Source organism: Massilia sp. W12, assembly GCF_037300705.1.
Taxonomy (GTDB): Bacteria; Pseudomonadota; Gammaproteobacteria; order Burkholderiales; family Burkholderiaceae_D; genus JACPVY01.
In genome coordinates this window covers 4149481-4175227 of record NZ_CP147776.1, presented here as the reverse complement: position 1 = coordinate 4175227, position 25747 = coordinate 4149481, and the positions used below count along the sequence as shown (strand labels likewise).

Below are 25747 nucleotides of genomic sequence, written 5' to 3'. Positions count from 1 at the left end.
TGCCGGAAAATGACGATATCTGCCGCACATCAGCCAGCCGCTGGCCGGTTGACGCAGGCCCGCATTTCCTGGTTGGCGAAGCCTTGCCGCATCTTTTCGACTTTTGCCTTGATCTCGCTGTCAATATTGCGCAATTGGTAGGCAACCCGCGTGGTGGCGCTGCTGCCGGGATAGGGGCCGACTTTGGCGGTGCGCACATCATGTTTTTCCGTCAGCTTTTCCAAATGCTTTTTCGCCGCTTCTTCCGAGCTGAAGGCGCCGAGTGAAATCGACCATTTCAGCGGCGAGGTCTCGGGGAAGATGAAATATTCCGTCTTTTTGATGCCGCGCGTTTCTAATTGTTTGATTTTTTCATCGGTTTTTTCGCGGCTGCCCTGGGATGGGATATACACCATGTATTTGCCGCTCTCCTGCACATTGATGCGGGTCTGGCGTTCGCCCAGTTTGAGGCTGGCCAGCTGGGTTTCAAAGCGGCGCGCATCGCCCAGCATGAAATTGCCGATTTCCACACAGGCCACCGGTTCCGCTTTGACCAGGGCCGGGGTTGGCGTCGGCGTTGGCGTCGGCGTCGGGCTGGGGCTGGCCGCCGCCGGCGCGCTGACGGCGCTGGCGGCTGAAGCGGCGGCGCTGCTCAGTCCCTCGCCACCCGGGCCAAGCGCGTTTTGCATGGACTGCACTTGCGCTGCGCTCAAGACGCGCAATTGTTGCGCTTGCAATTGATTGCGGACGCGGGCCGGCTCGCGCTCGCTGGGCAAGACATCGCGCAAATAACCTTGATGCCAAGCGAACAAGCCGGCATTGAGCAATAACAGGGTGGCAAAAGTGAATTTCAGCATGGCGCTTCCACAGAATAAGGCGGGGTTTGCAAAACGCGCAGCAAACCGCGCAAGACCAGATTGTCCAGATGATGATAAGGAATGCCAAGCGCCGGCGCCAGATAGGGCGCTGCGCCGCCTGAGAGTATGCAATGCACAGCTTGCGCCAGACGGTGTTCCAGTTGACGCACCGCTTTTTCAATTGCACCGGCTTGTGCGGTGATGCAGCCGGCTAAAATTGCTTCTTGCGTATTGCGCGCAAAGCCATCGATCAGCCTTCTTTGCGGGTCAATTTCGGGTAGTTGCGCGGTATTTTGCGACAGGCTGCGCGCCATCAGCAATAAACCGGGGGCGATCATGCCGCCGGTGAACACGCCATCCGCAGATACCGCGTCAAGCGTGGTGGCGGTGCCGCAATTGGCCACCAGCAAATGCTTGCCCGGCCATAGCGCATGGGCGCCGATGGCGGCGGCGAAGCGGTCGCATCCAAGTTGCAGCGGGTTTTCATAATCATTGCGCAAGCCGGCGCGCGCCGGGCTGGCGGCAAACCATTCCAGCGCTGGCATAGGCGTCAGCGCGGCTTGCAATTGTTGTTCCAGCAGCGTGCGCATGGCGGGCCCGGCCACATTCGCGCCCAGGATGGCGCGGCAATCCCGCCCTTGCCAAGCTTGTGCGGCCAGCGCGGCGCGCCAATCCGCCGCCAGCTGGTCGCAATCGGCATGCAGGCGCGCGCCTTGCGGCGTCGCAGGAAGTTCCGGCGCGAGGGCGCAACTGACTTGATCTGCCGCCAACATCAGCCATTTCACCCGCGTATTGCCGGCATCCAGCAGTAAATAAAATGCGCTCATGCGGCCGCTCCGGGTTTTGCCGGGCGCAGCGAAACATCGCCGGCCAAAATCTGCTGGATTGCGCCGGCATCGTCTTGCAACAGCAGACGGCCGGTTTCATCAATTCCCAGTGCGCGCCCGCTGTGCAAGAGTTGGCCCTGATCCAAAATCATCACTTGTTGCCCGGCATATGCATGCAAGGCGTTCCAGCGCGGCGCAAATGGGGTCAGGCCATGGCGACTGAATTCTTGCAGCGCTTGCAATAAATCCGGCAACAGGCTGGCCAGCACGCGCGGGGCCGGCATTTGCGCCAGCCAGCGCGCATCCGCTGCCGGCTGGCCGATTTGCGCTTCCAATTCCTCTGGCAGTGAGAGATTCAAACCGATGCCGATCACAGCCCAAAATCCGCCATGCGCAGCGGCGGCGGTTTCGACCAGCAGGCCGGCCAGTTTGCGCCCGTCTTTTAAGATATCGTTGGGCCATTTCAGCTGGGCCGGGACGCCCAGGGTTTGCAAGGCATGCGTCAAGGCCCAGCCGCAGGCCAAGGGCAAGCCGAGCAGGGCGTGTAAAGGTTGTTCAAAATGCCAGGCCAGGGAAAAGGTCAGGCTGTGGCCGGGTGCGGACAGCCAGGGCCGGCCACCGCGCCCGCGTCCGGCTTCCTGGCGCAGCGCCAGGCGCAGGGTGTTTTGGCGCAGTTGCTGGCAGCGCGCCAGCAAATCGCCATTGGTGGAGCCGGTGCGCTCTGCGACTTCAATCGCCAATTGCGCCAGTTCGGGGCAAGTTGGCGACAGTTCTATCATTGATGCGCGCAATTGCGCTTCAAAAGCGCTGGCGGAATCGGTGCTGGGGCGGTCGTCCTGTTGCATCAGATGGTCTTGAAAAAAAAGCTTTGGCGCCAAACTGCGGCCACGCCGCCTGCGCCGAACGGGAAAAGCGTCAGGCTGAGATTATAATGGGCGCACACTGCGTGCGCCGCACCGAATTTGAAAGAGAGCCAATCATGATGGAAGAGAAAAGCGAAAACAGCCAGCAAAGCAATGATGCATTCCTGGAGGAAAAAGCCTATAAGTCGCGCACTGTATTGATTTTTGGTCAGATCGATGACAAACAGGCGCGTGATGTGGTGCGTCAATTGATTGCCCTGTCCGCTGAATCGAAAGAGCCGATCAATATCCTGGTGTGCTCGCCGGGCGGGCATGTGGAGTCGGGCGATGTGATTCATGATGTGATCCGCTTTATCGATGCGCCGGTGAATATGATCGGCAGCGGCTGGGTTGGCAGCGCGGCGGCGACGATTTTCCTGGCTGCGCCGAAAGAGCGCCGGGTTTGCTTGCCGAATACGCGCTTCCTGATTCACCAGCCCAGCGGCGGGATTGGCGGGGTGGTCTCGGATGTGGAAATCCAGGCCGAGCAGCTGCGCCAGATCAAGGTGCGCATCGCCGCCCTGATCGCCAAGGAATGCGGCAAGAGCACGGAACAGGTGTTGAAAGACATTGAGCGCGATTGCTGGATGACCTCGGATGAAGCGCTGGATTATGGCTTGATCTCGCGCAAAATCGTCAACGTGCGCGAGTTGTCCTGATCCATCGGCGCCGGCCCCAAGCCGGCGCTGCCGTCTCAGTCTCCCGCCGCGCGCCCCGCCTGATGGCGGCAGGCCCAAAACGGCTCCTGCGGCCAGCGCGTTTCGGTGCGGTAGTGCGCCAGTAATTGCTTACGTCCGGCGCGCCACATTTCCTGCAGCCAATGCGCATATGCTTCCAGCGCGGAACTTTGCCCGGCGCGCGCCGCCAGCAGCGCTTGCGCGCCTTGCGCCCCGCTGTGCAGCGCCGCCACGATGCCCTGGGTGGCGAGCGGATCGAAGGTGAGCGCGGCATCGCCCACCGCCAGCCAGCGTTTGCCGCAGGGCTGGCGCAGGCGGCTGGCGCTGGCGATGCAGCCGTGCGGCGCATCCCAGCCCTTGGCTTGCTGACAAATTGCGCTGATATGCCGGGTTTCCAACAGCATCTGCCGCCATTTTCCCGGTTCGTGCAGGATTTGCGGCGCCAGTTCGGCGCTCACATGCAGCGCTGCGATGCGTCTTTCACCGGGAATAATGCCGCTCATCCACCAGCCTTGTGGCGCGGCTTCAATCAGATTGCGCGTGTCGCCATCCCGGTTCGGGCCGCAGGCATACAGGGCGATCAGGGATTCGTCATTGTCGCGCTCCAGGCCGAAATGCGTGGCGCAGATTGCGCGGCGGCCACTGGCGTCGATCAGCCAGGGCGCGTGCAGGCAAAACGCGCCGCTCTTGCCCTGCTGCAAATGCAATTGCCAGCCATTCTCCACCGCTTGCACATCCAATACCCGCGCCGGTAAAAATTCGGCCCCGGAGGCCAGCGCGGCAGCGCGCAGACAGGAATCAAAACGGCCCCGGTCGAGCAGCCAGCCGCCGGCGTAAGCGCTTTGCATAAATTGGCAGATTTGCAATTCATCCTGGCCCCAGCTGGAAAAACCCTGCGCCGTCTGGCCCGGCGCGCTGCGCTCGATCCATGACAGCAAATCCAATTCCTGCAGAAGATTGCGCGCATTGGCGGACAGGCATTGGCCCGGTTTTTCCTGCGCCCCGGCTTGTTCGATCAGCAGGGGGTGGCAGCCCAGGCGCGCCAGCGTGCAGGCGGCGGCGCAGCCAGCCGGGCCTGCGCCGATGATGGCCACCTCAACTTGCTGCGCCAGAAAGTCCATTTTATTGTGCCGGGCATGAAGGAATGTGTTTGCAGACTAGTGCGCGCCAGGGCCAAAGTCAATTCAAGACTGACAAGCCGGCGCAGAGAAAAGCGCAATATGCGAAGATGGCGTTTTTTGCGTGAGGCCGCGATGCAGGCTGAAAAACTGGAAAATTTATTGCAGCGCGCCGAAAGCCTGCTGCAAAAACTGGAGCAGGGCGTGCAACATTGGTTGCCGGGGCCGCCGCCGATGGTGGATTTTTCCGCGCCGGCGTATCGCTGGCGCAATCGCAACGGCGTTTGCCGTTTGCAGCCGGTGACGCAGCCGGCTGTGTTGCGTTTTGAGGATCTGCATGCGATTGCGCAGCAAAAGCAGGCAATTGAGCAAAACACCGCGCAATTTGTCGCTGGCCGCCCGGCCAATAATGTGCTGCTGACCGGTGCGCGCGGCACAGGCAAATCCAGTCTGATCAAAGCTTGTTTGCAGCAATTTCACGCACAAGGCTTGCGTTTGATTGAAGTTGAGCGCGCCCATCTGGATGATTTGCCGGATATTGTCGAATTGCTGGCGGCGCGGTCTGAGCGCTTCATCATCTTTTGCGATGATTTGTCGTTTGAAGCCGGCGAACCCGGTTACAAAGCCTTGAAAGTGGTGCTGGATGGCAGCATCGCCGGCCAGGCCGGCAATGTGCTGGTGTACGCCACGTCCAACCGGCGTCATTTGCTGCCGGAGAATTTTTCCGATAATGCCGGCTACAGCCACAGCGAAGACGGCGATTTGCATCCGGCTGAGACGGTAGAGGAAAAAATCGCGCTGTCTGAGCGCTTTGGCTTGTGGCTGTCGTTTTACGCTTTCAATCAGGATGCTTATCTGGATATTGTGGCGTATTGGATGGGCGAATTCGGGGCCAAACCGGGCCAGGTCGAAGCTGCGCGCGCCGACGCCTTGCGCTGGGCTTTGCAGCGCGGTTCGCGCTCTGGCCGGGTGGCGCAGCAATTTGCGCGCGACTGGGCCGGACGTCAGCCGGGATAATAAAAAAACCCGCAGCAAGCTGCGGGTTTTTTTCAGGACAAATGCAATCAGTTAATGCGGCTGATGCGGTCTTGGCCCGGGAACGGCACAGTGCCCAGCTTCTTGAAGTAAGCCACGCCGGCGTCGATATCGACATCTGCCTGCTGTACGTTCTTACCTTGTTTTAAGACGCTGAAATTATCGCCGCCGGTGGCCATGAAGTTATTCACCACCACGCGATAGGTTTTGCTCATTTCCAGCGGCACGCCGTTCAATTTCACCGAACCCGCCACCACGCGGTTGCCGGCGCCGGATGCTGCGCCGGTCGGCTTGCTGGCGTCCCAGGTGTAGGAGAAGCCTTTGCTGACTTGCATGATGCGGCCATTCGCCGGTTGCGGCGCTTCCCATTGCTGTTCCAACAGACGCACGATTTGTTCGCCGGTCAAATCCAACAGGGTCAGGTTATTGCCGAATGGCATCACGGTAAACAACTGGCCGTAAGTCACATCCAGGCTGGTGCTCAGATCGGAGCGGATGCCGCCCACGTTGGAGAAGGCGATTACCGCGCCTTTGTCGCCGAACGCAGCGCCATTTGCGCCGTTCAGGTAGATATCTGCAACGATATCGCCCATTTGGCTTTCGCCGGCGGTGTTTTGCGTGCGGGTCACGGTTTTTTCCAGCTTGCCGATCAGGGCGTTGGTGATCGGTGCGCTCTTATCGACATAACGCTGGACGAAGGCGGCCATGGCGCTGTCCTTGGCTTTCACGGTCACGCCAGCCGGCAGTGCGATCGGTTTGCCGGCGCTGTCTTTCAACACCACATCATTCACCGCCACGTAGTTGTTGGCGCTCTTGCTCAGGACTTTGCGCTGCAGCGGTTCGATTTGCAGATCGATCTTGGTCGCCATGCGGCCAAACGAGCCGGTCTGGGTCAGGATCTTGCCGTCCGGGCGCACGCAGTTGTATTCCATGTGGGTGTGGCCGCTGACCACCACGTCAATCGCCGAATCCAGCTTGTCCACCAGCGACACGATTTCGCCATTCAAGCCCGGGCAGCTCTTGTCATTCACGGTGGTGGAGGTGGTTTGGCCGCCTTGGTGGATCAAGACCACAATCGCCGACACGCCTTGCTTTTTCAGCTCAGGCACCAGCTTGTTGACGGTTTCCACTTCGTCCACAAAGGACAGGCCGGCGACGCCGGACGGCGTCACCACGGACGGCGTGTCTTTCAGGGTCAGGCCGATAAAGCCGATGTCCACTCCGCTCACGCTCTTGATGGTGTAGGAGGGGAACAGGGTGTTGCCGGTTTTTTGATCGATCACATTCGCTGCCAGGTATTTGAACTTGGCGCCGCTGAATTTGCCATCGTTCATGCAGGTGTCCACGCCGACATTGCCACGGCTGCCGTCTGCGCTCTTGGGGAAGCAGCCACCGTTTTGCATGCGCAGCAATTCATCGCGGCCTTTGTCGAATTCGTGATTGCCGACCGAGCTGACATCCAGACCCAGCAGGTTCATCGCTTCAATCGCCGGTTCGTCATGGAACAGGGCGGAATTGATCGGCGTGCCGCCAATCATATCGCCAGCCGCCACCACCAGGGTGTTGCCCGGATTTTGCGCTTTCAGTTCATTCACCAGCGTGCTCAGGAAGGCGATGCCGCCGGCGGACACACGGGTGCCTGCCGGGTTGGCCGGATCAGCCATGGTCACGCTGCCGGTCGGCGGCAGCAAATTGCCGTGAAAATCGTTCAAGCCGATCAATGACACATTCACCGGCACCGGCGCTTTATAGCTGCTGCCGCCGCAAGCGGCGACGCCGAGCGCGCTGACGATGGCTGCCAAACTGACGGCCAACAACTTCTTCTTAACCATGAACTGCTCCTTTTCTCTCTGCGCTTGGGATGCCCGCATCATAGGCTGGCATCCTGTTGGGGGATGGGGTTTGCCGCTTGTCCGGATGTGCACAGATGCAAGCATGCAAAGCACGCGATTTTATCAAGAAAATAAACCTTTGTTACAAGTTTGAAGGATTATTCAACATGCTTGACATAAGGAAATGCATTGCGCAAACGTTTTCTGTAATGAATCTGATCATAATCTGTCATCTATTGCAATAATTTCCATATGGAAAAATGAAACTGAAAAGTACATTGGTGTGGAAAAGCAATGTTGCCGTCAAGGCAAAAACGCGCAGCGCGGCGGCAAAGGCGTTAAACTAAGCGCTTTCTCCCACCCATCTGCCCGCATGAAGCTGCAAATGTCCAAGGCAACTCTTTTCCGCTGCTCAGGCCTGGCCGTGCTGCTGCCGTATTTTTTATTGTCAATTGCCTGCTTTTTGGCGCATAAAGACTGGATTTCTATCCTGGTTGAGCGCCAGCTGCGCCTGGGCTGCGTCATGCTTGGGCTGGCTGGCGGGGTGCATCTGGCCTGTCTGGCTTTGCGTGAAGATTTGAGTCCGCCACAGCAATGGCGCTCGCTGGCCTGGGGCTTGGGGCCGGCCTTGCTGGCCTTGGGCGCGATGTCGATCGATAACGGTTTGAGTTTTGTTGTGCAATTGCTGGCGGCCTTGGCCGGTTTTCGGATTGACAGCAGGTTTTACGCCAGCTACGGATTGCCGGAATGGTGTGTGCAGGCGCGCAACCGCTTCATGTATTACATCATCGTGGCCCAGGCGCTGACTTTCATCGCCGTCAATTGGCGCACCTGAATCCAGCCGCCCTCTTATTTTTGGAAAATCTATGAAACATCACATCGCCTACCACATCGCCCCGAAAGACCTGGCCGGCCACTTGTTCGCCGTGCGCCTGACGGTGGCGCAACCCGATCCCGCCGGGCAGATGCTGGCCTTGCCGGCCTGGATTCCCGGCAGCTATATGATCCGCGAATTTGCGCGCAACATCGTGCAAATCAGCGCAACTTGTGGCGGCAAGCCGGTGGCGCTGGAAAAAATCAGCAAAGATTGCTGGCAAGCCGCAGCCTGCAAAGGCGCTTTGCAGGTGGAATATGAGGTGTACGCCTGGGATCTGTCGGTGCGCGCCGCGCATCTGGACCAAAGCCACGGTTTTTTCAATGGAACCAGCGTATTTTTGCGTGTGCTGGGTCAGGAAGATCTGGCGCATGTGGTGGAAATCGCCAAGCCGGAGCAGAGCGAATGCAAAAACTGGCGCGTCGCCACCAGCCTGCCCGAGCAGAAAGCCAAGCGCTACGGTTTTGGCAGCTATATCGCAGCAGATTACGATGAATTGATTGATCATCCGGTGGAAATGGGCGATTTTGCAATCGCCAGTTTTAAGGCCCACGGCGTCCCGCATGATGTGGTGGTGACTGGCAATGTGCCGAATCTGGATCTGGAGCGGCTGTGCGGTGATTTGAAAAAGATTTGCGAAGCGCAAATCGCTTTTTTTGAGCCGAAAACCCGGCGCGCGCCGATGAGCCGCTATGTGTTTATGACTATGGCGGTGGGCGATGGCTATGGCGGGCTGGAGCACCGCGCCTCCACCGCCCTGATTTGCAAGCGTGAAGATCTGCCCTACAAAGGCGAAGCGAAAGACAGCTTGCGCGAAGGCTATCGCACTTTCCTCGGCCTGTGCAGCCATGAATACTTCCACACCTGGAATGTGAAGCGCATCAAGCCGGCAGTGTTTGTGCCGTATGACTTGCAGGTGGAAAACTACACCCCGCTGCTGTGGCTGTTTGAAGGCTTCACCAGCTATTACGATGATTTATTCCTGGTGCGCTGCGGCATCATCAGCGAAGCCGATTATTTTGGCATGCAAGCCAAAGTCATCAATGGCGTATTGCGCGGTACGGGGCGCTTAAAGCAAAGCGTGGCTGATTCCAGCTTTGACGCCTGGGGCAAATATTATCGCCAGGATGAAAATTCGCCGAATGCGATTGTCAGCTATTACACCAAGGGTTCGCTGGTGGCCTGGGCGCTGGATTTGACGATTCGCAGCAAAACCGGCGGCGAACGTTCGCTGGATGATTTCATGCGCATTCTGTGGCAGCGTTACGGCCAGGATTTTTATGAGAACAAAGCCAGCCAGCGCGGCGTGTTCGATGAAGAAGCGCAGGAAATCGCCGAAGAAGTCGCCGGTTGCAAGCTCAAACAATTCTTTTCCCGTTATGTGCACGGCACCGAGGATCTGCCCTTTGACAAGCTCTTGCCGGAATTCGGCCTGAGCTACAGCAATCAGCCGCCGGCTGCCGCCAGTCTGGACGTGGCCACCGGGCGCGAGGGCAATGACTGCAAGCTGGCCAAGGTGTATGAAGGCGGCGCGGCGCACAAAGCCGGCTTATCCGGCAATGATTTGTTGATTGCGCTTGACGGCATTCGCGTTACGCCAAGCAATCTGGACGCCTTGCTGGCGCGCTACCGCGTGGGCGATAAGGTCAAGCTGCATGCTTTCCGGCGCGATGAATTGTTGGAATTTTCCGCCACCCTGAGCGCCTCCGGGGCTGCCGGGGTGAAACTGGAATTGGCCAAGGCCGGCAAAAAAGCGGCCTTGCCCAGGCCGACTGAAGGGGTTTGATGGCCGGTTTTCGCCAAGGCGGCGTTGATATGCAGCGCCGCCTTCAGCGCAGGGCGGGCGCATTTTTGCCGCCCACGCGAACCTTGCCCGCAACACAGCCGGAATGGCCGCCCCGCATGAGCGCCATGCGCAAAGCATGCGCCTCAAAAATCCATCTGCACCATCACGGTTGCAAAATTCTGTACGCTTTGCGTACCCGGTTGATTATTGAATTCCGCGCTGCGGCGGTTGAATAAGAAGGCCAGCCGGTGCATGCGCCATTCGCGCGATTCGACAACCACGCCGAGCGTGGCCTGGGTGGTGAAACTTTTTGCGCGCACATCGCTTTCATGCGGTTTGGCGCGCCACATACTGCCTTGCAAAAAAGTGTTATGCACCGAGTAACGCGAGTCGATGCGGGCGAGTAAATACGCGCGGTTGGCGCGTTCGCCAAAGGACATCAGCGACGGCATTTCAATCGAGCCGACCGGGGCTTCTTCCAGATTGTTGCCGATGCGCAGGGTCAGTCCCCCGTTCACATAGTCAAACATGGTGCCGATGCCAAAGCCGGCATGCGCGATCAAGTCAAAACTCAGCGGCCCGCGCTGCGCCTGGCGTATGCGGCGCTGGTGGTTGAAGCTGAACTGAAAACCCAACTCGCTTTTGAGCTGATTATTCCAGCCGTTCGGCATCGGTGCGCCAACCAGCTTATGTATCGCTTTTTGCGATTGCTGCGCCAGCGACCACGGCCCCAGCATGCCGACATCCAATTCCATGGTGCTCATGCGCCCCAATTCCCTGGCGTCGCACGGCTGCGCTTGCAAAATCGTGCCGAAATACAGCCAGCCGCCCCAGTAGCGGTCATGCGGTTGCGGCGCGCTCTGGCTGATATCGGACGGGGTGAACATCATCTGCCCCAGCGTGAAGCCGTATTCCATCTGATAATCGCTGCGCTTTTTGCTCGACAAGGCTTCCAATAAGCCGATGAAGGGCGGATGTTCATGCTCCGGCTTGTAAATCAATTTCACGCCGCTGGTGTACCAGCGGTCAGATTTGCTCAAGCCCACCTTTTCCGCAAACAAATCATTTTCCACCAGCAAATGCACTTCCTTGCCGCGCTGCGGCGCAGCGCCACGGGCCTCCGGCGCCGGGACGTGTTTGCAATTCGCCGCCAGCGCCGGCAGCTGCAGTGCGCCGAGCAAAAGCAGGCAGGATGTGCGCAATTTCACCGCCAGGCTCCTCAGTCCGGAATTGTCAGCTGATTGTTAGCAAACAGAATCTGATCCGCCGCCGCCGGCTTGGCTGCAATCGGCGGCAACAGATCGTCTGTCACCGGTTGCAAGGCGCCATTCGCCAGTTTGGCGCGCGGCGTGGTGCGCACCAATTGGCTGGGCGGCAGCGCTGCCCCGTTTTTCAGATTGGCCCACATCTGATCCAGCGCGCGCCGGTAATACACATGCAGCGGCAGATAACGGCTGGCGAACGGCGCTTGCGCCAGCAGGGTGTCGAAGTGCTGGGCATTGCTGACTTCGATATAACTGAGTTTGCTGGCGTTGCCTTCCACCAGGCGGTTGATGCCGAAATAGGGACGGGAGGTAAACGCCACCGGCAGCAGGGCGTCATCACGCCCGTGCACAATCAGGGCCGGCTTGCCGCGCAGATTGGCGCTGCGCTGCACTTCCGCCACCCCGGCTTGCACCCGGCGCGCTTCCGCGCTGCTGGCGCTGAGCAGATCGCGCAGACAGCGCGCGCCATCGCTGTTGAAATCCGCCGCCCCGCTGGAAGGGGAGAGCGAAACCGCATCGGCCAGCGGCCCGCCCGGACTTTTCAAATTGATCAGCGCCAGGCCGCCCGCCGGGATGCCGCTGCCCTGTCCCGCCAGCAATTGCCCGTTCGGCAGACTCATCGTAAAGCCATAGCCGCACAGATTGTCATTGACATTGAATTTGCCATAAGCATTGGCGTAAGTGGCGGCCAGCGCCGGCGCCGCTATGGCGTAATTCATGGCGTGCAGCCAGCGGCTTTCCGGCTGCCAGCCGGCTTGCAGCAATAAGGTTTGCGCTGCCTGTCCCATTTCTTCGGCGTTGTTGCCGCTCAGCAGGCCGGCATTGCGTAAAGCCACGCAGCGCGCGATGGCGTTCGGGCGGGCGATGGCGGCCAATAGCGGTGCGTCGGCGGTCTGCGGCGCCAGCGCGGCGCAGGGTTGCAGCAAATTCGCCAGCGTGATGTAGTCATAAAGTGATTTGCCGCTGCCTTGCAAGCGGGTCTCGCCGCGCACCACGCTCAAACGCTGATCCGGGGCCAGCTGCACATTCGGTTCGCCCGCCACCACGGCGTCAATCAATTCGCTGCTGTCCTGCTCCGCCGCCGCCAGCACGGCCCCGCCGCCATTCGAGACGCCGGAGGCGATCACCAGGGTGTTTTTCGCTGTGATGCTGGCGAGCCGCCGCTTGCCATCCGCCGCCAGTTTGCCGTGTTGCTCATTGAGCACATACAGTGCGAATTCAATCGACTGCAGGGTCCATTTGCCCCAGTCTTTTTCCGGATTTTTTTGCGAGTGCGCATGTTTGAAAGCGCTTAGCGGCAGGCTTTGGCTGCTGATATAAGCGCTGCGCTCGGCCTGGCTCAAATTGGCGCTGAATTGCGCCAGTTTGCCGGCACTGGCGGCGCTGGCGCGCTGGCCGTTTTGCAATACGACAGTATCCGGCGTCAATTCATGCAAGCCCAGGCCGGCCCCTTTATCGGTGTACGCCACCGCGCAGCCGCGTTGCAAACCCCATTCGCCAGCCGTGCCGATTGCGCCATACACCCCGCGCGAGCCGGAGGAGGGGGCCGCCACAATGCAGGGCGCAGCGGGATTGAAGCTGTTGGGCACTTGCACCAGCAACAGCACATTTTGTTTGCCGCTGCCGTCATCGCTGTAAGCCAGATATTCGCGCCCGCTGATTTTGCCCTCGCCGCCGCTGTCGCGCCCGCTGGCGTCCAGATTCGGGCCATACAAACGGCCATAGCCGCCATCCGCCGTCATATCCACCAGGGCGCGGTAATTGTTGTAAATCGCCAGCCGGCGCAATTCCGCCGGCGTCGGGTTGGCGCTGTCCGCCAGCGCAGGGGCCGCGCCGGCCAGGCCGCTCTTGCCCAGGCCTGCAGTGAGTAAATCATCGCTCACGCCATCGTATTGACTGGCGCTGATCTCGCCCAGAAAAGCAGGCTTGAGATTGACTGCTTCCTGTGGATTGCCGCCACAGCCGGAAAGTTGTGCAAGGGATAACAGACTGCAGCTGAAAATGAGTGGAGTTTTCATAGCGGCGACAGGGAAGAAGGATGGCCACGAGCGTGGCGCAGGAAGCCACAGTGTAACCCGAAAGCTGGCGGTTTCCAGCCCGGCGTTGCGCTGCCGCATGGCGCCGGCAGCCGCAGCATGCGGCGCTGCAGAGGCTGTATTGCGGCCCCTGATTTGCGTAAAAAGAATGCTATGCTCAGCTGTTGCCTATTTATTTTTGCGCTATGTCTGAAAAGATTATTGATGTCGCCGTCGGCGTTTTGTTGCAGCCCGACGGGCGCGCCCTGTTTGCCCAGCGTCCGCCGGGCAAACCGTATGCCGGGTATTGGGAATTTCCGGGCGGTAAAGTGGAGGCCGGCGAAACCGTGTTCGCCGCCTTGCAACGCGAATTCGCCGAAGAACTCGGGGTTCAGGTGTTGCAGGGAGCGCCCTGGCAAACCATTGAGCACAGCTATCCGCACGCTCATGTGCGCCTGCATTTCTGGCTGGTGCGCGACTGGCAGGGCGAACCGCGCGGGCTGGAAGGGCAGGCCTTCGGCTGGTATGGGCGCGATTATCCGCAACCGCTGTTGCCGGCCACGATTCCGCTGATGTCCGCATTGGATTTGCAGCGTTTTGCCGTATAGCAACAGGCGCCCTCTGGTAAACTGGGGGTTTTTCGCAATTAACGCAACCTGCCCCAAGGCAGCAGGAGAATACTGATGAAAATTCTGATCATGGGCAGCGGCGTGATCGGCACGGCCAGCGCCTGGTATCTGGCGCAAGCCGGTCATGATGTCACCGTGTTGGAGCGCCAGGACGGCGCCGGGCTGGAAACCAGTTTCGCGAATGCCGGCGAAGTTTCGCCGGGTTACTCCGCGCCATGGGCTGGCCCCGGGGTGCCCTTGAAAGCGGTGAAATGGCTGATGATGCAGCACAGCCCGCTGGTGATCCGTCCCTCGCTCGATCCAAAGATGTGGGCCTGGGTCTGGCAAATGCTGATGAATTGCAATCACAGCGCGTATGAGCGCAACAAGGGGCGCATGGTGCGCTTGGCGGAATACAGCCGCGATTGCATGATCGCACTGCGCAAAGAGATTGCCATCGAATACGACCAGCGCATGCAAGGCACGCTGCAATTATTCCGCACCCAAAAGCAGCTCGACGGCGCGCAAAATGATATCGCCATCCTCAAGCAATCCGGGGTGCCGTATGAATTGTTAGACCCGGCTGGCTGCCAGAAGGCGGAACCGGCGCTGCGCCATGTCAGCGGCAAATATGTCGGCGGCCTGCGACTGCCGAATGATGAAACCGGCGATTGCTTCAAATTCACGCAAAACCTGGCCGCGCTGGCGCGCGAAAAAGGCGTCAAATTTGAAAACGGCGTGCATTTACAGCACATCGTGGCGCATGGCGACAAAATCGAAAAACTGATCACCAGCAAGGGCGAGCTGCAAGCCGACGCTTATTTGCTGGCGCTGGGCAGCTATTCGCCTATCCTGCTCAAGCCGCTGGGTTTGCATATTCCGGTGTACCCGATCAAAGGTTATTCCATCACCGTGCCGATCAAAGACGCCGACGGCAGTCCGGAATCGACAGTGATGGACGAGACCTTCAAGGTCGCCATCACCCGGCTGGGCGACCGCATCCGCGTCGGCGGCACGGCGGAAATCGCCGGCTATGATTTGCGCCTGCACGAAGCGCGCCGCGCCACCCTGGTGCACTCGGTATCGGATCTGTTCCCGCGCGGCGGCGCGATTGAAAAAGCGCAATTCTGGTGCGGCCTGCGGCCCATGACGCCGGACGGCACGCCAGTGGTCGGCCCCACCAAATACCGCAATCTCTTCCTCAACACCGGCCATGGCACGCTGGGCTGGACCATGGCATGCGGCTCGGGCCGTCTCTTGAGCGATTTAATCTCGGGTAAAAAACCTGACATCGACACCTCTGGCTTATTTATCGACCGCTATCAATGAAGACATTTCCATTTCTCACGCGCGCAGCCGGCCTGCTCGGCTTGCTCTTGGCCGGCGCTGCCCATGCCGCCGGCGCGCTGCCCGGCAAATCCTGTCATTTGTTCGGCTATGAAAGCCCGTTGCGTTGTATGACGGTGGCGGCGCCGCTGGATTATGCCCAGCCGGCGCGCGGCACGGTCAATTTACATGTCACGATTGCCCCGGCCTGGCGTGAAAACAGCAAGAACGATCCACTGTTTGTGCTGGCCGGCGGGCCGGGACAGTCCGGCTCCTCGATTGTATATTTGCTGGAAAACGGTATGCAAAGAGTGCGCAGCACGCGCGATATCGTTTTCATTGATCAGCGCGGAACCGGCAAATCAGGCAAATTGAGCTGTCCCGAATTGCAGCGCAGCGAAACCATGCACCCGGATCAGGTCGAAGCTGAAGTGCAAACCTGCTTCAAATCGCTGCGCGCCGATCTGAGCCAATACAGCACACCCAATGCGGCGCGCGATTTGGATCAAGTGCGCAAAGCGCTCAAGGTGCAGCAAATCAATTTATGGGGCGGTTCTTACGGCACCCGTTTAGCGCAAGTCTATGCGGCGATGTTTCCGGCGCACACGCGCAGCATGGTGCTCGATGGTGTGGTCTCGCCGCAGCAAAATGTCGGCATGCTGGGCCTCGAAAGCGGGCGCGCCATGCAATTGCTGCGCGATAAATGCACGGCCGATGCAGCTTGCAGCAAACAATTTCCACAATTTACGCAACAGCTTGACAGCTTGCTGGAGCAAGCGCGCAAAGGCGCAAGCATCCGCTTTCAACATCCGCTCACCGGCAAAGAAGTCAGTATGCCCTTGCGTGAAGAAAACTTGAGCGCATCGCTGCGCATGATGTTGTATGCGCCGCAAAATGCGGCGCGCATTCCCTATCTGGTGCAGCAGGCGGCGCAAGGCAATTGGCAGCCGCTGGCCGCCGCCACGATCAGCTTTCCTTCCTGGGAACAGGATGGCATGGCGCTCGGCCTGACCATGGCGGTGTTGTGCGGCGAAGATGTGGCGTTTATCGATGAAAAACAAGTCTTGGCCGAACGCGGGCGTTCTTTCATCGGCGACACCTGGACCCGGCAAATGCAGCGCTGGTGCCAGGTCTTGAAAGTCGGCGCACGCGCGCCGAATGCGCCGCACAAACTCGATACTCCCACGCTTTTGCTGTCGGGGCGATATGACCCGGTGACGCCGCCGGAACGCGCCGAAGAAGCGATGCGTTATTTAAGCCGCGCGCAACATCTGATCGCGCCCGAAGTCGGCCACATCGTTACCCCGCACGGCTGCGCCATGCGCCTGCTGCGCCTTTTTCTGGATGAACCGGGCAAGCCGCTGGACGGTAAATGCTTAAACGAGATTGCGCGCGAACCCTTTGTGCTGAGTCCGGCAGGAGCAGAACCATGATTACCGTCGAAAACATCAGCAAACAATTCAAGCAGGTGCAGGCTTTGCAAGGGGCCAGTTTCACGGCGCAAAACGGGAAAATCACCGGCTTACTCGGCCCCAATGGGGCCGGAAAAACCACTTTGCTGCGCATCATTTTCGGCCTCTTGCAAGCCGATGCCGGGCGCGTCAGTGTGGATGAGAAAGACCCTGGCCGGGACCCGATTGCGGTGCGCGCCAAACTCGGCATTCTCACTGATCAATTCGGCTTGTATGAGCGTTTGTCCACGCGCGAGCATCTGGAATATTTTGGCCGCCTGCACCGCATGGACGAGGCCCGGCTGCAGCAGCGCATCAGCGAGATCAGCCGCATGCTGGATATGGGCGAGATACTGGAGCGCCGCAGCGCCGGTTTTTCGCAAGGCCAGCGCATCAAAGTGGCGCTGGCGCGCGCGGTGCTGCATCAACCGCAAAACGTGCTGCTTGACGAACCCACGCGCGGCTTGGACGTGATGAGCACGCGCGCGGTGCGCAACACCCTGCAGGAATTGCGCGCGCAAGGTTGCTGCGTGGTGTTTTCCAGCCATGTGATGCAAGAAGTCAGCGCCTTGTGTGATGACGTGGTGGTGATGGCCAAGGGGCGTGTGGTGGCGCAAGGCACGCCGCAAGCTTTATGTGAATTGGCCGGCAAGGCGGATCTGGAAGATGCGTTTGTCAGCTTGATCGGCAGTGATGAAGGGATCGCCGCATGAAATCATTATGGTCTGTGGTGTTTTTTAAAGAGCTGCGCGAAGCCCTGCGCGATCGCCGTTCGCTTACCTTGATGCTGTCGCTGGTGATCTTGATGCCGGCCATGATGATGCTGTCATTGCAGTTCGCGATTAAAAGAGCGACCCAGGATGAAAATGAAACGATTCAGGTCATGATCATCAATGGCGAGCAGGCCAAAGGCTTGCAAAGCCAGCTGACGCAAGCCGGCATCACGCTCAAAGCCCTGCCGCGCAGCGCTGACGCCGCCAAGCATGACAGCGAGATGACGCGCCTGCTGGCGGATCGCAAGTTGACCGCGATTATTGAAATCGGCCCGGAATTCCGCGCCGCCTATGACGCATTGCGTCCGGCGCAAATCACCATCTGGTACAACTCCGCCACCGAGCAGCAAGCCAAGACCTGGAAATTGAAGCGGCAGATGCAGCGCTATCAGCGCGGCATTGCGGAATGGCGCTTAATTGCGCGCGGCGTGGCGCCGGGTTTGCTGGCCCCGCTCGAACTGCGTGAATTTGATGTCGCCAGCCAAAGCGAGCGCGCCGGCTCCATGCTCAGCTTTTTATTCGGCATGTTGTTTTGGAGCGTGTTCGGGATCGGTGTTTCGATGACCATCGACGCCACCGCCGGCGAGCGCGAGCGGCGCACCCTGGAACTGTTGCTGGCGCAGCCGGTGCACGGCTGGCAAATCGTCGGCGGCAAATGGCTGGCCGCCGCGTTGTTCGCCTTTGTCGGTTTGACGCTGGAGGTGGCGGGGGTGCATGTGGTGTTGAGCATCTTGCCCTTGGAAGAAATCGGCATGAGTTGGCAAATCGGCTTAGCCGGTCTGCTGCCGGTGATCATCAGCGGGATTCCGCTATGCCTGTTCGCCGCCGCCTTCATCATGGCGCTGTCGCTCAACACCAAATCCTTCAAAGAAGCGCAATCCTCAGTCAGCATCGCCATGTTGGCCCCGATGTTGCCGGTGATGGTCGTGCCGATGTTAGACCTGGGCCGGCAAAGCTGGATGTTCGCCGTGCCCGCCTTGGGACACGGTGAAGCGGTGAAAGCCCTGATCAAAGGCCAATCCATCGCCCCGCTTGAATGGGCATTACTGCTTGGCGTGCCATCTTTGCTGGCGCTCTTGCTGGCCAGGTTTTGCATCTGGCGGATTGAGAGTGAGCGCTTTGTGGTGGGGGTGTAGGGACGGCTGTTAGCCATGTCTGGATGGCTTTTGCCACACCGACAGGCGCCGCACATCAACCCGGCTTCCGAATGGAGGCCGGGTTTTTTACCTTCATTGCGTCGCAATATTGTTGTGCGCTTTTTCAATCTGAAGAATTGATCCCCTGCAGTTTCTATTCAATCGCAGACCCTCACGCCGTCATTTCCGCATGTCTTTCGCGGGGATGATCCGAAATAGCTCACGCGCATCAGGCCAAAATCAAGTCCCTCCAGACGCAGGAATGGATAATCCACGTCAGCGGCAGACGCTGAATCGAAAAACGGCGCCTGGCGCGCGCCGTTGGCTGCAGCCCCCCCCGCTGACATGCGATGCCGCGTATCAGGCGGGCCGCTTCAGACCAGGACCATATTCGCGACTTGTTTTAACAGATTTTTCAGGAATTGCACCTGGCCATGCATGGTGTCTGTGATGTTTTGCAGATTGACTTGCTGGCCGGACAAGGCGCCCAGGGTTTCTGTGAAATTTTGCCAGCTGCGGATGATCTTGCGGGTCTCCGTGATGATGTTTTTCTTGTGCTTGTCTATTTGCAGCACGGCAGTCAAATCCTCAATGATGTCGTCCGAGCCTTTCAGCCGGGTGCGCAAGACCCCGATGTCGGCGGAAATCTTGTCCATCTCCGCTTCCAATTGGCGGCGCGCATCCGCCAATTGCGTATATTTGATGCCATCGGAAACGATGCCCAGGGTTTTGCGGGCGATTTCAATCGATTGTTTGATGGCTTCCACCTCGGGCGCAGCCAGATCGAGCGCGCTCAAATCGCTGGCGGCGGGCAGAAAATCCTTGAACGTGTCGGCAATATTCTTGGCGCGGATCACATCCTGCGCGGCGATGATTTTATCGCGCGCCGCTGACACTTCTTTTTTGCGGGTTTCTTTGACATTGATGTCATGCAAGATTTCCGCATGGCGCTTTTGCTCATCCGCCAATGGCCCTTCGATACGCTCAAGCAAGACCACTTTTTCCAGCTCAAAAATTTTGTTTGCCAGTTCGCTGCTGGATTTTTTGAACTTGGCATGGGTTTCGGCCAGCGCTGCGCTCAGGCTTTCAATCGTATTGGCGCGTTCTTCCTGCAAAGCGGCGATATCTTCTGGCGCCAAACCCGCTTCTTTCAGGCCGGCTTCAATTTCCGCAATCATGGAAAAATAAGAATCCGGCGCGGCGTTGTCCAGCTCGGATTGCAAAGATGGAATGTCGCGCCGCAGAAGGCTTTCCGCCTCTTGCGCATAATTTCTGGCGCGCTCGGCTTTTTGCTGCAGGATCTGGTATTGGGCGGATTTGAAAAAAACCGCGCGATTGATGTTTTTCACACCCTGGAAAATGTCCTGCATGCTGACATCGGGATTGCTCAATGCGCTCGGATTAAGGGGAGTCACTGTTGCCATGATCAACCTTTCAATGAAGTAGAGATGGTGTTGCAAGCGGCAATGCAGAGCGTTCAGCTATTGCCATACAGTTTCTTGTATTCCGCCAGGGCTTCATTGAACAGGCGGTTTAAATCACGCGCCGATTCGCCGATGTTGCGCCAGGGTTTAATGACTTTGCTGAAGGAAATGATGAATTGCGTCAGCTTCAGCGCATCATTGATTTTGCTGAAGCTTTCCTTGGATTCATTGATTTTGCTCAGAATGTTTTGCCACATGAAATCGAGGTTGTTGAGCGCCATTTCCGCGTCCACCATCCGTATCCCCATATCGGAAAAATCGCGCGACAGGTTTTCGATTGCGCTTTGCAAGGCTTTTTTGCCGCTGATCTGGTCTTCCAGCGCGCGCAAAGCGGCGATTTCACGATTCTTTTCTTTGCGCGCATCTTCCGCTTTTTTGCCGAAAATGCCGCCGGTGATCGCCAGCCCGATGATGCCGCCCGGGGCCCCGGAAAAAGCCAGACCGACATATTTCTCATAGTCTTTTTGCAATTGCTCGATGCGGCTTTTCTTGGTGTCGATATCCTGTTGCAGACGTTCGATGGTTTGGCTCAGGTTGTTGCGATCCATCAGATTCTTTTTCGATTTGACCTGCGGCTCCAGGCCCGGCACGCTATTTCCGTCTGACAGTTTGCCGCCGGCCAGCTCAATCCGGAAATCGCTGACCTTGCGCTTGACTTCTGCGGTCTTTTTCTGCTGGCTGTCGATGTCTTTTTTCATTTCCTCCAGAATTTCGCCCAAGGCGCTGGATGCTTCGCGGTCTTCATTGGTGTAGGTGATTTGCGCTAATTGCTGCGCCGATAATTGCCCGAGCGTGGTTTTGATTTTTTCCATCAAGGGCATTTGTTCGATATAGCGCAGCAGGGCGTCGCCGGTATCGGTAATGTTTTCAGCGGCGCTGTCGAGATTGAGACATTGCTGGATGCAACTCTTTTCGACATCATCCCATTTCATGCAATTGCCGTTGATGGCGGTAAACAAGCCTTGAATATCAGCCGGCTCCAGGCCGGCGATTCCCACTTTGCTGTAGCCGAGATAGGATTCGACCACTGGCCGCGTGGTCGGCAGCGCCAAGCCTTTTTTGACATACAGCTTGATGCTGAACAAATCCTCTTTGGTGAAAATCCCTGGCGCACGCTCGGCATCTGGATGGGTGCCGGTCAGCAGACCGAGGGTAATTGATGGCACTTCATCCGAATCAATAATGCTGTCAGTGCGTAATGCCTGCGTCATATTGCCTCCTTTGGTGAAAATGAAATACGCATAAATACCGGTGAAACACTGCAACAACAGACGGCGCAAGCTGTCGTCAGGCGTGCGCCTGCCGCGTACTGCGCTGCAGTACGCTGACGGAAAAAACGGGCAGGGAAGGCTTTACCAGAATTGGTTTTGCATATTGCGCGCCAACTCGGCGATCTGGCGCCACGGTTCATACACGCGTTTGAAAGCCGGCATGAAACGCGCCAGGGATAATTCGCTGTTCAGGCTGGAAAATTGTTGTTGCGACTGTTCGAGCTGGCTGCGCATCGACTGCCACATGAAGTCGATATTATTCATGGCCATTTCCGCATCCAGCATATGCAGGCCGATGCCGACAAAACGGCGCGCCAGGGTTTCAATCGAGTTCAGCAAGTGCTGGCCGGCGCTGAAATTGATGATCAGCATCACCAGTTCCATATGTAAAGACATGACTTTGTCGCGCAATTGGCTGCAATGCCAGCTGTACATGCTCAGAAAATAATTGATCGAGACATAGCCCGAGCCTAGCGAATTGAACAGGGGTTGAATCGCCTGATGATATTCTCTTTCGGCTTGTCCGATGCGCTCGAAGATGAAATTGATTTGCGCGAAAAAGGCCGATTCCGGCAGGCTGGCTTTGTGCTTTTCCAGCAGGGTGCGCTTTTGCTGAATTTGCGGCTCCAGTCCGGTGAAATAACTGGCGTTGGACAAACGGCCACCGGCGAGCATGATGCGGAAATCATTGATGCGGGTTTTGAGTTTTTGCGTTTTGAGCAGTTGATTGTCGATTTCGGCGGCCAAATCGCCAAACAGGTTTTGTGCGGCATTCGCCAGTGCGCGGTCTTGCGCCGAATAGATCAGCAAGCCGGGATTGCTGTCGCTCAGGTTTTGCAGATTATTGCGGATTTTTTCCATCAGCGGCATGGCGTCGATGGTGCGTACGATTTGTTCGCCATATTTCACGACCGCATTCGCGCTGGATTCCAGCGCCAGATTTTGATTCCAGACATCGGATTCAAGCGGCGACCAGCTTTTGCAATGATTGATGATGGCTTGAAAAAGGGGCAGTAATTCTTCCGGCTCCAAGCCCGCCACGCCGCAGCGTTTGTAGCCGGTCAGGCCGTACACCCCTTCCAGATTGGCCGGCAGGCTCAAACCCTGTTGCACATATTCGCGGATATTGCGCAAATCCTGCCGTGTGAAAATCCCGGCGCCGCGAAAATTGCCGCTGGGGGCCGCGCTGCGCGCCAGATGCGGTATGTCTGATGCCCTGGCCATGCGCGCTTCGCTTTGCTCCGGTGGCGCGGCATCGATCTCGCCGGCCATCAGTTGCATCATGATCAAGGGCGCTTGGCTTGCTTCAATCATCGTACTTTGCAGCATGGCATTCTCCATGAGGTGGGGTGGAGCGGATGCGAAAGAAAACCCATGGTAACACCTGATTTCCTGTTTTTCCAGCCTTATTTAACAAAAAATGCCCTGCAATTTTCTATGTTTCTCCTATGAAATTGCGCATTTTCAATGTTCTGTCCCGGAAATTTTTTCAGGTAAAAAAGTTACAATAAATTACTTGGAAAAATCACAATTGAATGCCATTTTCACAACTGCTTGTAACGCTGGACACGTCTTTGAGCGCAGTCTTGGCGTGGCGGCAAGATGCGCTGCGGCAAGAGTGGTCTGGCGCGGATGGCGTTTGCATCAGGCGCCGGCGGGCGCAGGCTTGGGTTTAAGGCGGGGAGGGGGAGACAGGGGCCGGGCCGCTTTGCGGCGGCCCGTTTTGCGCTTATTTGGCCAGATAGCGTTCAAACACCGGGCCGAAATCTTTGGGCACGTATTTTTGATGGCTTTCGCGCAGCCAGTTGAAGGCGCTTTGGTTTAATTGCTCAAATGCCGCCACCGGAATCCCTTCGAGCGTGCCCCGGCCAAGCGTGGTTGCGGCCAGTTGCACGCTGTCGCGCGCCTGTTCGTAGGCGATTGCGTTGTCGTGCTGAATTTCGCCAATGCGGATCAGCGATTTGTAGAGGTCTTTCAATTCTTCCAGGTGCTTTTTGTGCACATCAATCGAAAAACGCGCTTCGCCCAGGGCGAATTTGATTTCCACATCGAGGTCCACGGTGCCGGCGGTTTCCAGCTTGACGGCGCTGACCGGGTGCGCGTGGTAGCTGTAGCGGTGCAACATGCGTTTTTTACTGACCGCGCTGGCGCCGTCGAGATGGATCAGGGCGCGGTTGGTAAAGCAGTATTCATCTGTTTTGGATTTGATCAGGAAGAAGATTTTTTCATTATCTTCGTGCATCACATAATCATCTGCATCAACTTTGTCGAAATCGGCGGGTTTGATCACTGAACCGATATCGCTCAGGCCAAGTGCGTCTGCTGCGAGTTTGCCAAACATGGAGTTGCTCCTTGCGGTGGGCTGCGGGCAGGCTGCCCGCATTGTTGAGAGCGTCCAGGCGGGCTTGCCGGGGCCGTCCAAAATACTGCAGGTGCATTCTAGCAGTCTGCCCGTTTGCCGCTATATGCGACGGATTTGAGGCGCCGCCTTATTGCAGGCTGTCGAGCATCAGCACCGGCACATTCTGGCCGGCGGCGAGGTCGCCGGCTTCCGGCGGCAGCGCCAGCAGGCAATCGGCTTCGGCCATCGAACTTAACATGCCGGAGCCTTGCGCATTGTGTGCGCTGACGCTGGCTGCGCCGTCGGGGCCGTAGCACAGGCGGGCGCGCAGAAATTCGGCGCGGCCCGGCTGTTTGCGCACTGCTTGCGCCAGCGGCAGCATCAGACGGGGCGCGGGTTTGTCGCGCGCGCCCATCATTTGCAGCAGGGCCGGGCGCACCAGCATATAAAAGCTGATCATCAGCGCCACCGGATTGCCGGGCAGGCCGAATAAGGTGACGCGGTTGCTGCCGGATTGCAGGCGGCCAAAGGCGAAGGGGCGGCCAGGACGCATTTGTAATTGCCAGAAGTGCACATCGCCCATTTCCTGCATCACGCGGCGGGTGTGGTCGGCGTCGCCGCCGGCCATGCCGCCCGAGGTCAGAATGGCGTCCGCTTGCAGGCTGGCGTTTTGCAAGGCCTGGCGGATGGCTTCCGGCTCGTCTTTGACAATGCCAAGGTCGAGCACATCGCAGCCGAGCCGGCTTAACATGCCATACAGGCTGTAGCGGTTGCTGTCGTACAATCCGCCGGGCGGCAGCGGGGAGCCGAGCGGGCGCAATTCATCGCCGGTGCTGAAAAAGGCGACGCGCAGGCGGCGTTGCACCAGCACCTCGGCCATGCCCAGGGTGGCCAGCAGGCCGAGTTGTGAGGGCAGTAATTGGGTTCCGCGCAGTAAGGCGATATCGCCGCAGGCCAATTCTTCGCCGCGCCGGCGGCAATTCAAGCCGCTTGGCAATTGGCCCGCCGCCAGCACAATTTCCGCTTCTGCGATGGACAGCACTTTTTCATGCGCAATCACGGCGTTGGCGCCTTCCGGCAATACGGCGCCGGTCATAATGCGCACGCATTGACCTTTTTCCAGTTTGCCGTTGTATGGGTGGCCGGCCAGGGCGCGCCCGGCTACTTGCAGGCATGAGGTGTTATCCGGCGATAAATCGGCGTTATTCAAGGCAAATCCATCCATTGCCGAATTGTCATGCGCCGGCAGCGCATAGGGCGCCACCACATCCTGCGCCAGATAGCGTCCCAGCGCCTGGCGCAAACCGAGTTGCTCGGAGGCGGCGATCGGGCGGCAGTTGGCGCGGATGATGCGCTGCGCGGTCGTCAGCGGCAGGGCGTGCGGCTGGTAGTCGCTCAGTTTGCGCAGATAATCTTGCAGGCTGCCGTAGTGCATGTTTTGGTTGGCGATCGGCGCGGCGCTGGGCAAGACCAGCACGGAGGGCGCTTTGCCGGGGCGGATGGTGGTTTCCGGCGTCGGGCTGGGGGCCGGGGCGGCGGGCGCGCTGTCTTTGCGGCGCGGTTGCCAGGCGCGCAATTCATCCAGGGTGTTGATGTTGCGGAAGTGTTGCGCATCCGGGAAGTGCACATGCGCCACTTTCAGGGTGTTCAGCCAGTCGCTGCATTTGCGGCCGCCGGCTTGCAGGAAGTTGCGCAAATGCGGCCCGAGGTGGCTGCGCATCAGGCAAAACACCGGGTGTACGCGCGTTTGTTCGCCGGGGCCGCTGACCGCCACCGCCACATCGGCGTCGTGGTCGAGCAGGCCGTGCAGGAGTTGGCCGACCAGATTGGCCGGTAAAAACGGGCAATCGCAGGGAACGCACAGCAAAAAACGGGTGCGGCAGTGTTGCAAGCCGGCCAGCATGCCGGCCAGCGGGCCTTGAAAATCCGCCGTCTCATCCGGCCAGACCGGATAGCCGAATTTTTCATATTGATCCAGATTGCGATTGGCGTTGAGCGCCACATGTCCGACTTGCATGCGCAGGCGGTGCAAGACATATTGCACCAGCGTGTGCTCGCCGAAGTTTTGCAAGCCTTTATCGCAACCACCCATGCGGCGCGCCTGCCCCCCGGCCAAGATCAAGCCGGTGACATCATGCCGTCCCGCGCTGTGGACGCTCGGGGCCGTCTCTTTTATTGGATTCATTTGTT

General features: G+C 58.6%; 21 protein-coding genes. 9 read left to right on the top strand and 12 right to left on the bottom strand.

The genetic code is table 11. The annotated features are described in order from the left end of the window. Positions 1 to 29: 29 nt before the first annotated feature. The 3 genes from V8J88_RS16740 to V8J88_RS16730 are packed head-to-tail and all read right to left on the bottom strand — an operon-like array spanning position 30 to position 2508. On the bottom strand, positions 30 to 836 hold the full coding sequence (locus V8J88_RS16740; protein ID WP_338845360.1) for an SPOR domain-containing protein: 807 nt from the start codon (positions 834 to 836) through the stop codon (positions 30 to 32). After that, positions 830 to 1663: a type III pantothenate kinase gene (locus V8J88_RS16735; protein ID WP_338845359.1), complete on the bottom strand. Its 834-nt coding sequence runs from the start codon at positions 1661 to 1663 to the stop codon at positions 830 to 832. Before V8J88_RS16735 ends, V8J88_RS16740 begins: the two co-directional genes overlap by 7 nt. Continuing rightward, positions 1660 to 2508 (bottom strand): biotin--[acetyl-CoA-carboxylase] ligase, encoded by an 849-nt coding sequence (locus tag V8J88_RS16730; protein ID WP_338845358.1) that lies wholly within the window; start codon positions 2506 to 2508, stop codon positions 1660 to 1662. Before V8J88_RS16730 ends, V8J88_RS16735 begins: the two co-directional genes overlap by 4 nt. Positions 2509 to 2645: 137 nt before the next feature. Here V8J88_RS16730 and V8J88_RS16725 point away from each other — a divergent pair, with 137 nt between their 5' ends. Further along, positions 2646 to 3224, top strand: a complete 579-nt coding sequence (locus V8J88_RS16725) for an ATP-dependent Clp protease proteolytic subunit (RefSeq protein WP_338849909.1) — start codon at positions 2646 to 2648, stop codon at positions 3222 to 3224. Between the two features lie 35 nt (positions 3225 to 3259). On the opposite strand, the gene V8J88_RS16720 is transcribed toward V8J88_RS16725, so the two are convergent. After that, positions 3260 to 4363, bottom strand: a complete 1104-nt coding sequence (locus V8J88_RS16720; RefSeq protein WP_338845357.1) for a tryptophan 7-halogenase — start codon at positions 4361 to 4363, stop codon at positions 3260 to 3262. Positions 4364 to 4462: 99 nt separating this feature from the next. On the opposite strand from V8J88_RS16720, the gene V8J88_RS16715 reads away from it, so the two are divergent. Further along, positions 4463 to 5377: an ATP-binding protein gene (locus V8J88_RS16715; RefSeq protein WP_338845356.1), complete on the top strand. Its 915-nt coding sequence runs from the start codon at positions 4463 to 4465 to the stop codon at positions 5375 to 5377. Between the two features lie 47 nt (positions 5378 to 5424). Here the strand turns inward: V8J88_RS16715 and V8J88_RS16710 are convergent, their stop codons facing one another. Then, positions 5425 to 7227, bottom strand: a complete 1803-nt coding sequence (locus tag V8J88_RS16710) for a bifunctional metallophosphatase/5'-nucleotidase (RefSeq protein WP_338845355.1) — start codon at positions 7225 to 7227, stop codon at positions 5425 to 5427. Positions 7228 to 7612: 385 nt separating this feature from the next. Between V8J88_RS16710 and V8J88_RS16705 the strand changes: the two genes are divergently transcribed. Next, positions 7613 to 8062, top strand: a complete 450-nt coding sequence (locus tag V8J88_RS16705) for a DUF3429 domain-containing protein (RefSeq protein WP_338845354.1) — start codon at positions 7613 to 7615, stop codon at positions 8060 to 8062. A gap of 31 nt (positions 8063 to 8093) precedes the next feature. After that, positions 8094 to 9887, top strand: coding sequence for a M61 family metallopeptidase (locus V8J88_RS16700; RefSeq protein ID WP_338845353.1), 1794 nt, complete (start codon positions 8094 to 8096; stop codon positions 9885 to 9887). A gap of 143 nt (positions 9888 to 10030) precedes the next feature. Here V8J88_RS16700 and V8J88_RS16695 read toward each other — a convergent pair whose 3' ends face one another. Further along, entirely contained in the window at positions 10031 to 11095 is a 1065-nt protein-coding gene (locus tag V8J88_RS16695) for a lipid A deacylase LpxR family protein (RefSeq protein ID WP_338845352.1), read from the bottom strand. Between the two features lie 11 nt (positions 11096 to 11106). Next, positions 11107 to 13170, bottom strand: a complete 2064-nt coding sequence (locus V8J88_RS16690) for a 3-hydroxybutyrate oligomer hydrolase family protein (RefSeq protein ID WP_338845351.1) — start codon at positions 13168 to 13170, stop codon at positions 11107 to 11109. A gap of 203 nt (positions 13171 to 13373) precedes the next feature. Between V8J88_RS16690 and V8J88_RS16685 the strand changes: the two genes are divergently transcribed. The 5 genes from V8J88_RS16685 (at position 13374) to V8J88_RS16665 (ending at position 18461) form a co-directional block, all read left to right on the top strand. Beyond that, positions 13374 to 13775, top strand: coding sequence for an NUDIX domain-containing protein (locus V8J88_RS16685; RefSeq protein ID WP_338845350.1), 402 nt, complete (start codon positions 13374 to 13376; stop codon positions 13773 to 13775). Between the two features lie 75 nt (positions 13776 to 13850). Further along, positions 13851 to 15104 carry a D-amino acid dehydrogenase gene (locus V8J88_RS16680; RefSeq protein WP_338845348.1) on the top strand — a complete coding sequence of 418 codons (1254 nt, stop codon included), beginning with the start codon at positions 13851 to 13853 and terminating at the stop codon, positions 15102 to 15104. Next, a complete protein-coding gene (locus V8J88_RS16675) occupies positions 15101 to 16534 on the top strand; it encodes an alpha/beta hydrolase (protein WP_338845347.1) in 1434 nt (477 codons plus the stop codon). The genes V8J88_RS16680 and V8J88_RS16675 overlap by 4 nt, the downstream gene beginning before the upstream one ends. Next, the gene (locus V8J88_RS16670; RefSeq protein WP_338845346.1) at positions 16531 to 17265 is read left to right on the top strand and encodes an ATP-binding cassette domain-containing protein; all 735 of its coding nucleotides are present in this window, start codon (positions 16531 to 16533) and stop codon (positions 17263 to 17265) included. The genes V8J88_RS16675 and V8J88_RS16670 overlap by 4 nt, the downstream gene beginning before the upstream one ends. Next, entirely contained in the window at positions 17262 to 18461 is a 1200-nt protein-coding gene (locus tag V8J88_RS16665; protein WP_338845345.1) for an ABC transporter permease, read from the top strand. The genes V8J88_RS16670 and V8J88_RS16665 overlap by 4 nt, the downstream gene beginning before the upstream one ends. Before the next feature lie 374 nt (positions 18462 to 18835). On the opposite strand, the gene V8J88_RS16660 is transcribed toward V8J88_RS16665, so the two are convergent. The 5 genes from V8J88_RS16660 to glp all read right to left on the bottom strand — a co-directional run bounded on the left by V8J88_RS16660 (position 18836) and on the right by glp (position 25742). Next, positions 18836 to 19885 (bottom strand): alpha-xenorhabdolysin family binary toxin subunit B, encoded by a 1050-nt coding sequence (locus V8J88_RS16660; RefSeq protein ID WP_338845344.1) that lies wholly within the window; start codon positions 19883 to 19885, stop codon positions 18836 to 18838. Positions 19886 to 19938: 53 nt separating this feature from the next. Next, the gene (locus V8J88_RS16655; RefSeq protein ID WP_338845343.1) at positions 19939 to 21156 is read right to left on the bottom strand and encodes an alpha-xenorhabdolysin family binary toxin subunit A; all 1218 of its coding nucleotides are present in this window, start codon (positions 21154 to 21156) and stop codon (positions 19939 to 19941) included. A gap of 141 nt (positions 21157 to 21297) precedes the next feature. After that, positions 21298 to 22545 carry an alpha-xenorhabdolysin family binary toxin subunit A gene (locus V8J88_RS16650; RefSeq protein ID WP_338845342.1) on the bottom strand — a complete coding sequence of 416 codons (1248 nt, stop codon included), beginning with the start codon at positions 22543 to 22545 and terminating at the stop codon, positions 21298 to 21300. Positions 22546 to 22945: 400 nt separating this feature from the next. Continuing rightward, positions 22946 to 23557, bottom strand: coding sequence for a PH domain-containing protein (locus V8J88_RS16645; protein ID WP_338845341.1), 612 nt, complete (start codon positions 23555 to 23557; stop codon positions 22946 to 22948). A 148-nt stretch (positions 23558 to 23705) separates the two neighbouring features. Then, positions 23706 to 25742: a gephyrin-like molybdotransferase Glp gene (gene glp / locus V8J88_RS16640; protein ID WP_338845340.1), complete on the bottom strand. Its 2037-nt coding sequence runs from the start codon at positions 25740 to 25742 to the stop codon at positions 23706 to 23708. Positions 25743 to 25747: the final 5 nt, after the last annotated feature.

Coding starts and splice junctions, on each gene's coding strand:
- V8J88_RS16710 (WP_338845355.1), bottom strand. CDS start 7,227: ATGGTTAAGAAGAAGTTGTTGGCCGTCAGTTTGGCAGCCATCGTCAGC.
- V8J88_RS16725 (WP_338849909.1), top strand. CDS start 2,646: ATGGAAGAGAAAAGCGAAAACAGCCAGCAAAGCAATGATGCATTCCTG.
- V8J88_RS16705 (WP_338845354.1), top strand. CDS start 7,613: ATGTCCAAGGCAACTCTTTTCCGCTGCTCAGGCCTGGCCGTGCTGCTG.
- V8J88_RS16715 (WP_338845356.1), top strand. CDS start 4,463: ATGCGAAGATGGCGTTTTTTGCGTGAGGCCGCGATGCAGGCTGAAAAA.
- V8J88_RS16670 (WP_338845346.1), top strand. CDS start 16,531: ATGATTACCGTCGAAAACATCAGCAAACAATTCAAGCAGGTGCAGGCT.
- V8J88_RS16720 (WP_338845357.1), bottom strand. CDS start 4,363: ATGGACTTTCTGGCGCAGCAAGTTGAGGTGGCCATCATCGGCGCAGGC.
- V8J88_RS16735 (WP_338845359.1), bottom strand. CDS start 1,663: ATGAGCGCATTTTATTTACTGCTGGATGCCGGCAATACGCGGGTGAAA.
- glp (WP_338845340.1), bottom strand. CDS start 25,742: ATGAATCCAATAAAAGAGACGGCCCCGAGCGTCCACAGCGCGGGACGG.
- V8J88_RS16740 (WP_338845360.1), bottom strand. CDS start 836: ATGCTGAAATTCACTTTTGCCACCCTGTTATTGCTCAATGCCGGCTTG.
- V8J88_RS16675 (WP_338845347.1), top strand. CDS start 15,101: ATGAAGACATTTCCATTTCTCACGCGCGCAGCCGGCCTGCTCGGCTTG.
- V8J88_RS16650 (WP_338845342.1), bottom strand. CDS start 22,545: ATGCTGCAAAGTACGATGATTGAAGCAAGCCAAGCGCCCTTGATCATG.
- V8J88_RS16690 (WP_338845351.1), bottom strand. CDS start 13,170: ATGAAAACTCCACTCATTTTCAGCTGCAGTCTGTTATCCCTTGCACAA.
- V8J88_RS16700 (WP_338845353.1), top strand. CDS start 8,094: ATGAAACATCACATCGCCTACCACATCGCCCCGAAAGACCTGGCCGGC.
- V8J88_RS16655 (WP_338845343.1), bottom strand. CDS start 21,156: ATGACGCAGGCATTACGCACTGACAGCATTATTGATTCGGATGAAGTG.
- V8J88_RS16730 (WP_338845358.1), bottom strand. CDS start 2,508: ATGCAACAGGACGACCGCCCCAGCACCGATTCCGCCAGCGCTTTTGAA.
- V8J88_RS16665 (WP_338845345.1), top strand. CDS start 17,262: ATGAAATCATTATGGTCTGTGGTGTTTTTTAAAGAGCTGCGCGAAGCC.
- V8J88_RS16685 (WP_338845350.1), top strand. CDS start 13,374: ATGTCTGAAAAGATTATTGATGTCGCCGTCGGCGTTTTGTTGCAGCCC.
- V8J88_RS16645 (WP_338845341.1), bottom strand. CDS start 23,557: ATGTTTGGCAAACTCGCAGCAGACGCACTTGGCCTGAGCGATATCGGT.
- V8J88_RS16660 (WP_338845344.1), bottom strand. CDS start 19,885: ATGGCAACAGTGACTCCCCTTAATCCGAGCGCATTGAGCAATCCCGAT.
- V8J88_RS16680 (WP_338845348.1), top strand. CDS start 13,851: ATGAAAATTCTGATCATGGGCAGCGGCGTGATCGGCACGGCCAGCGCC.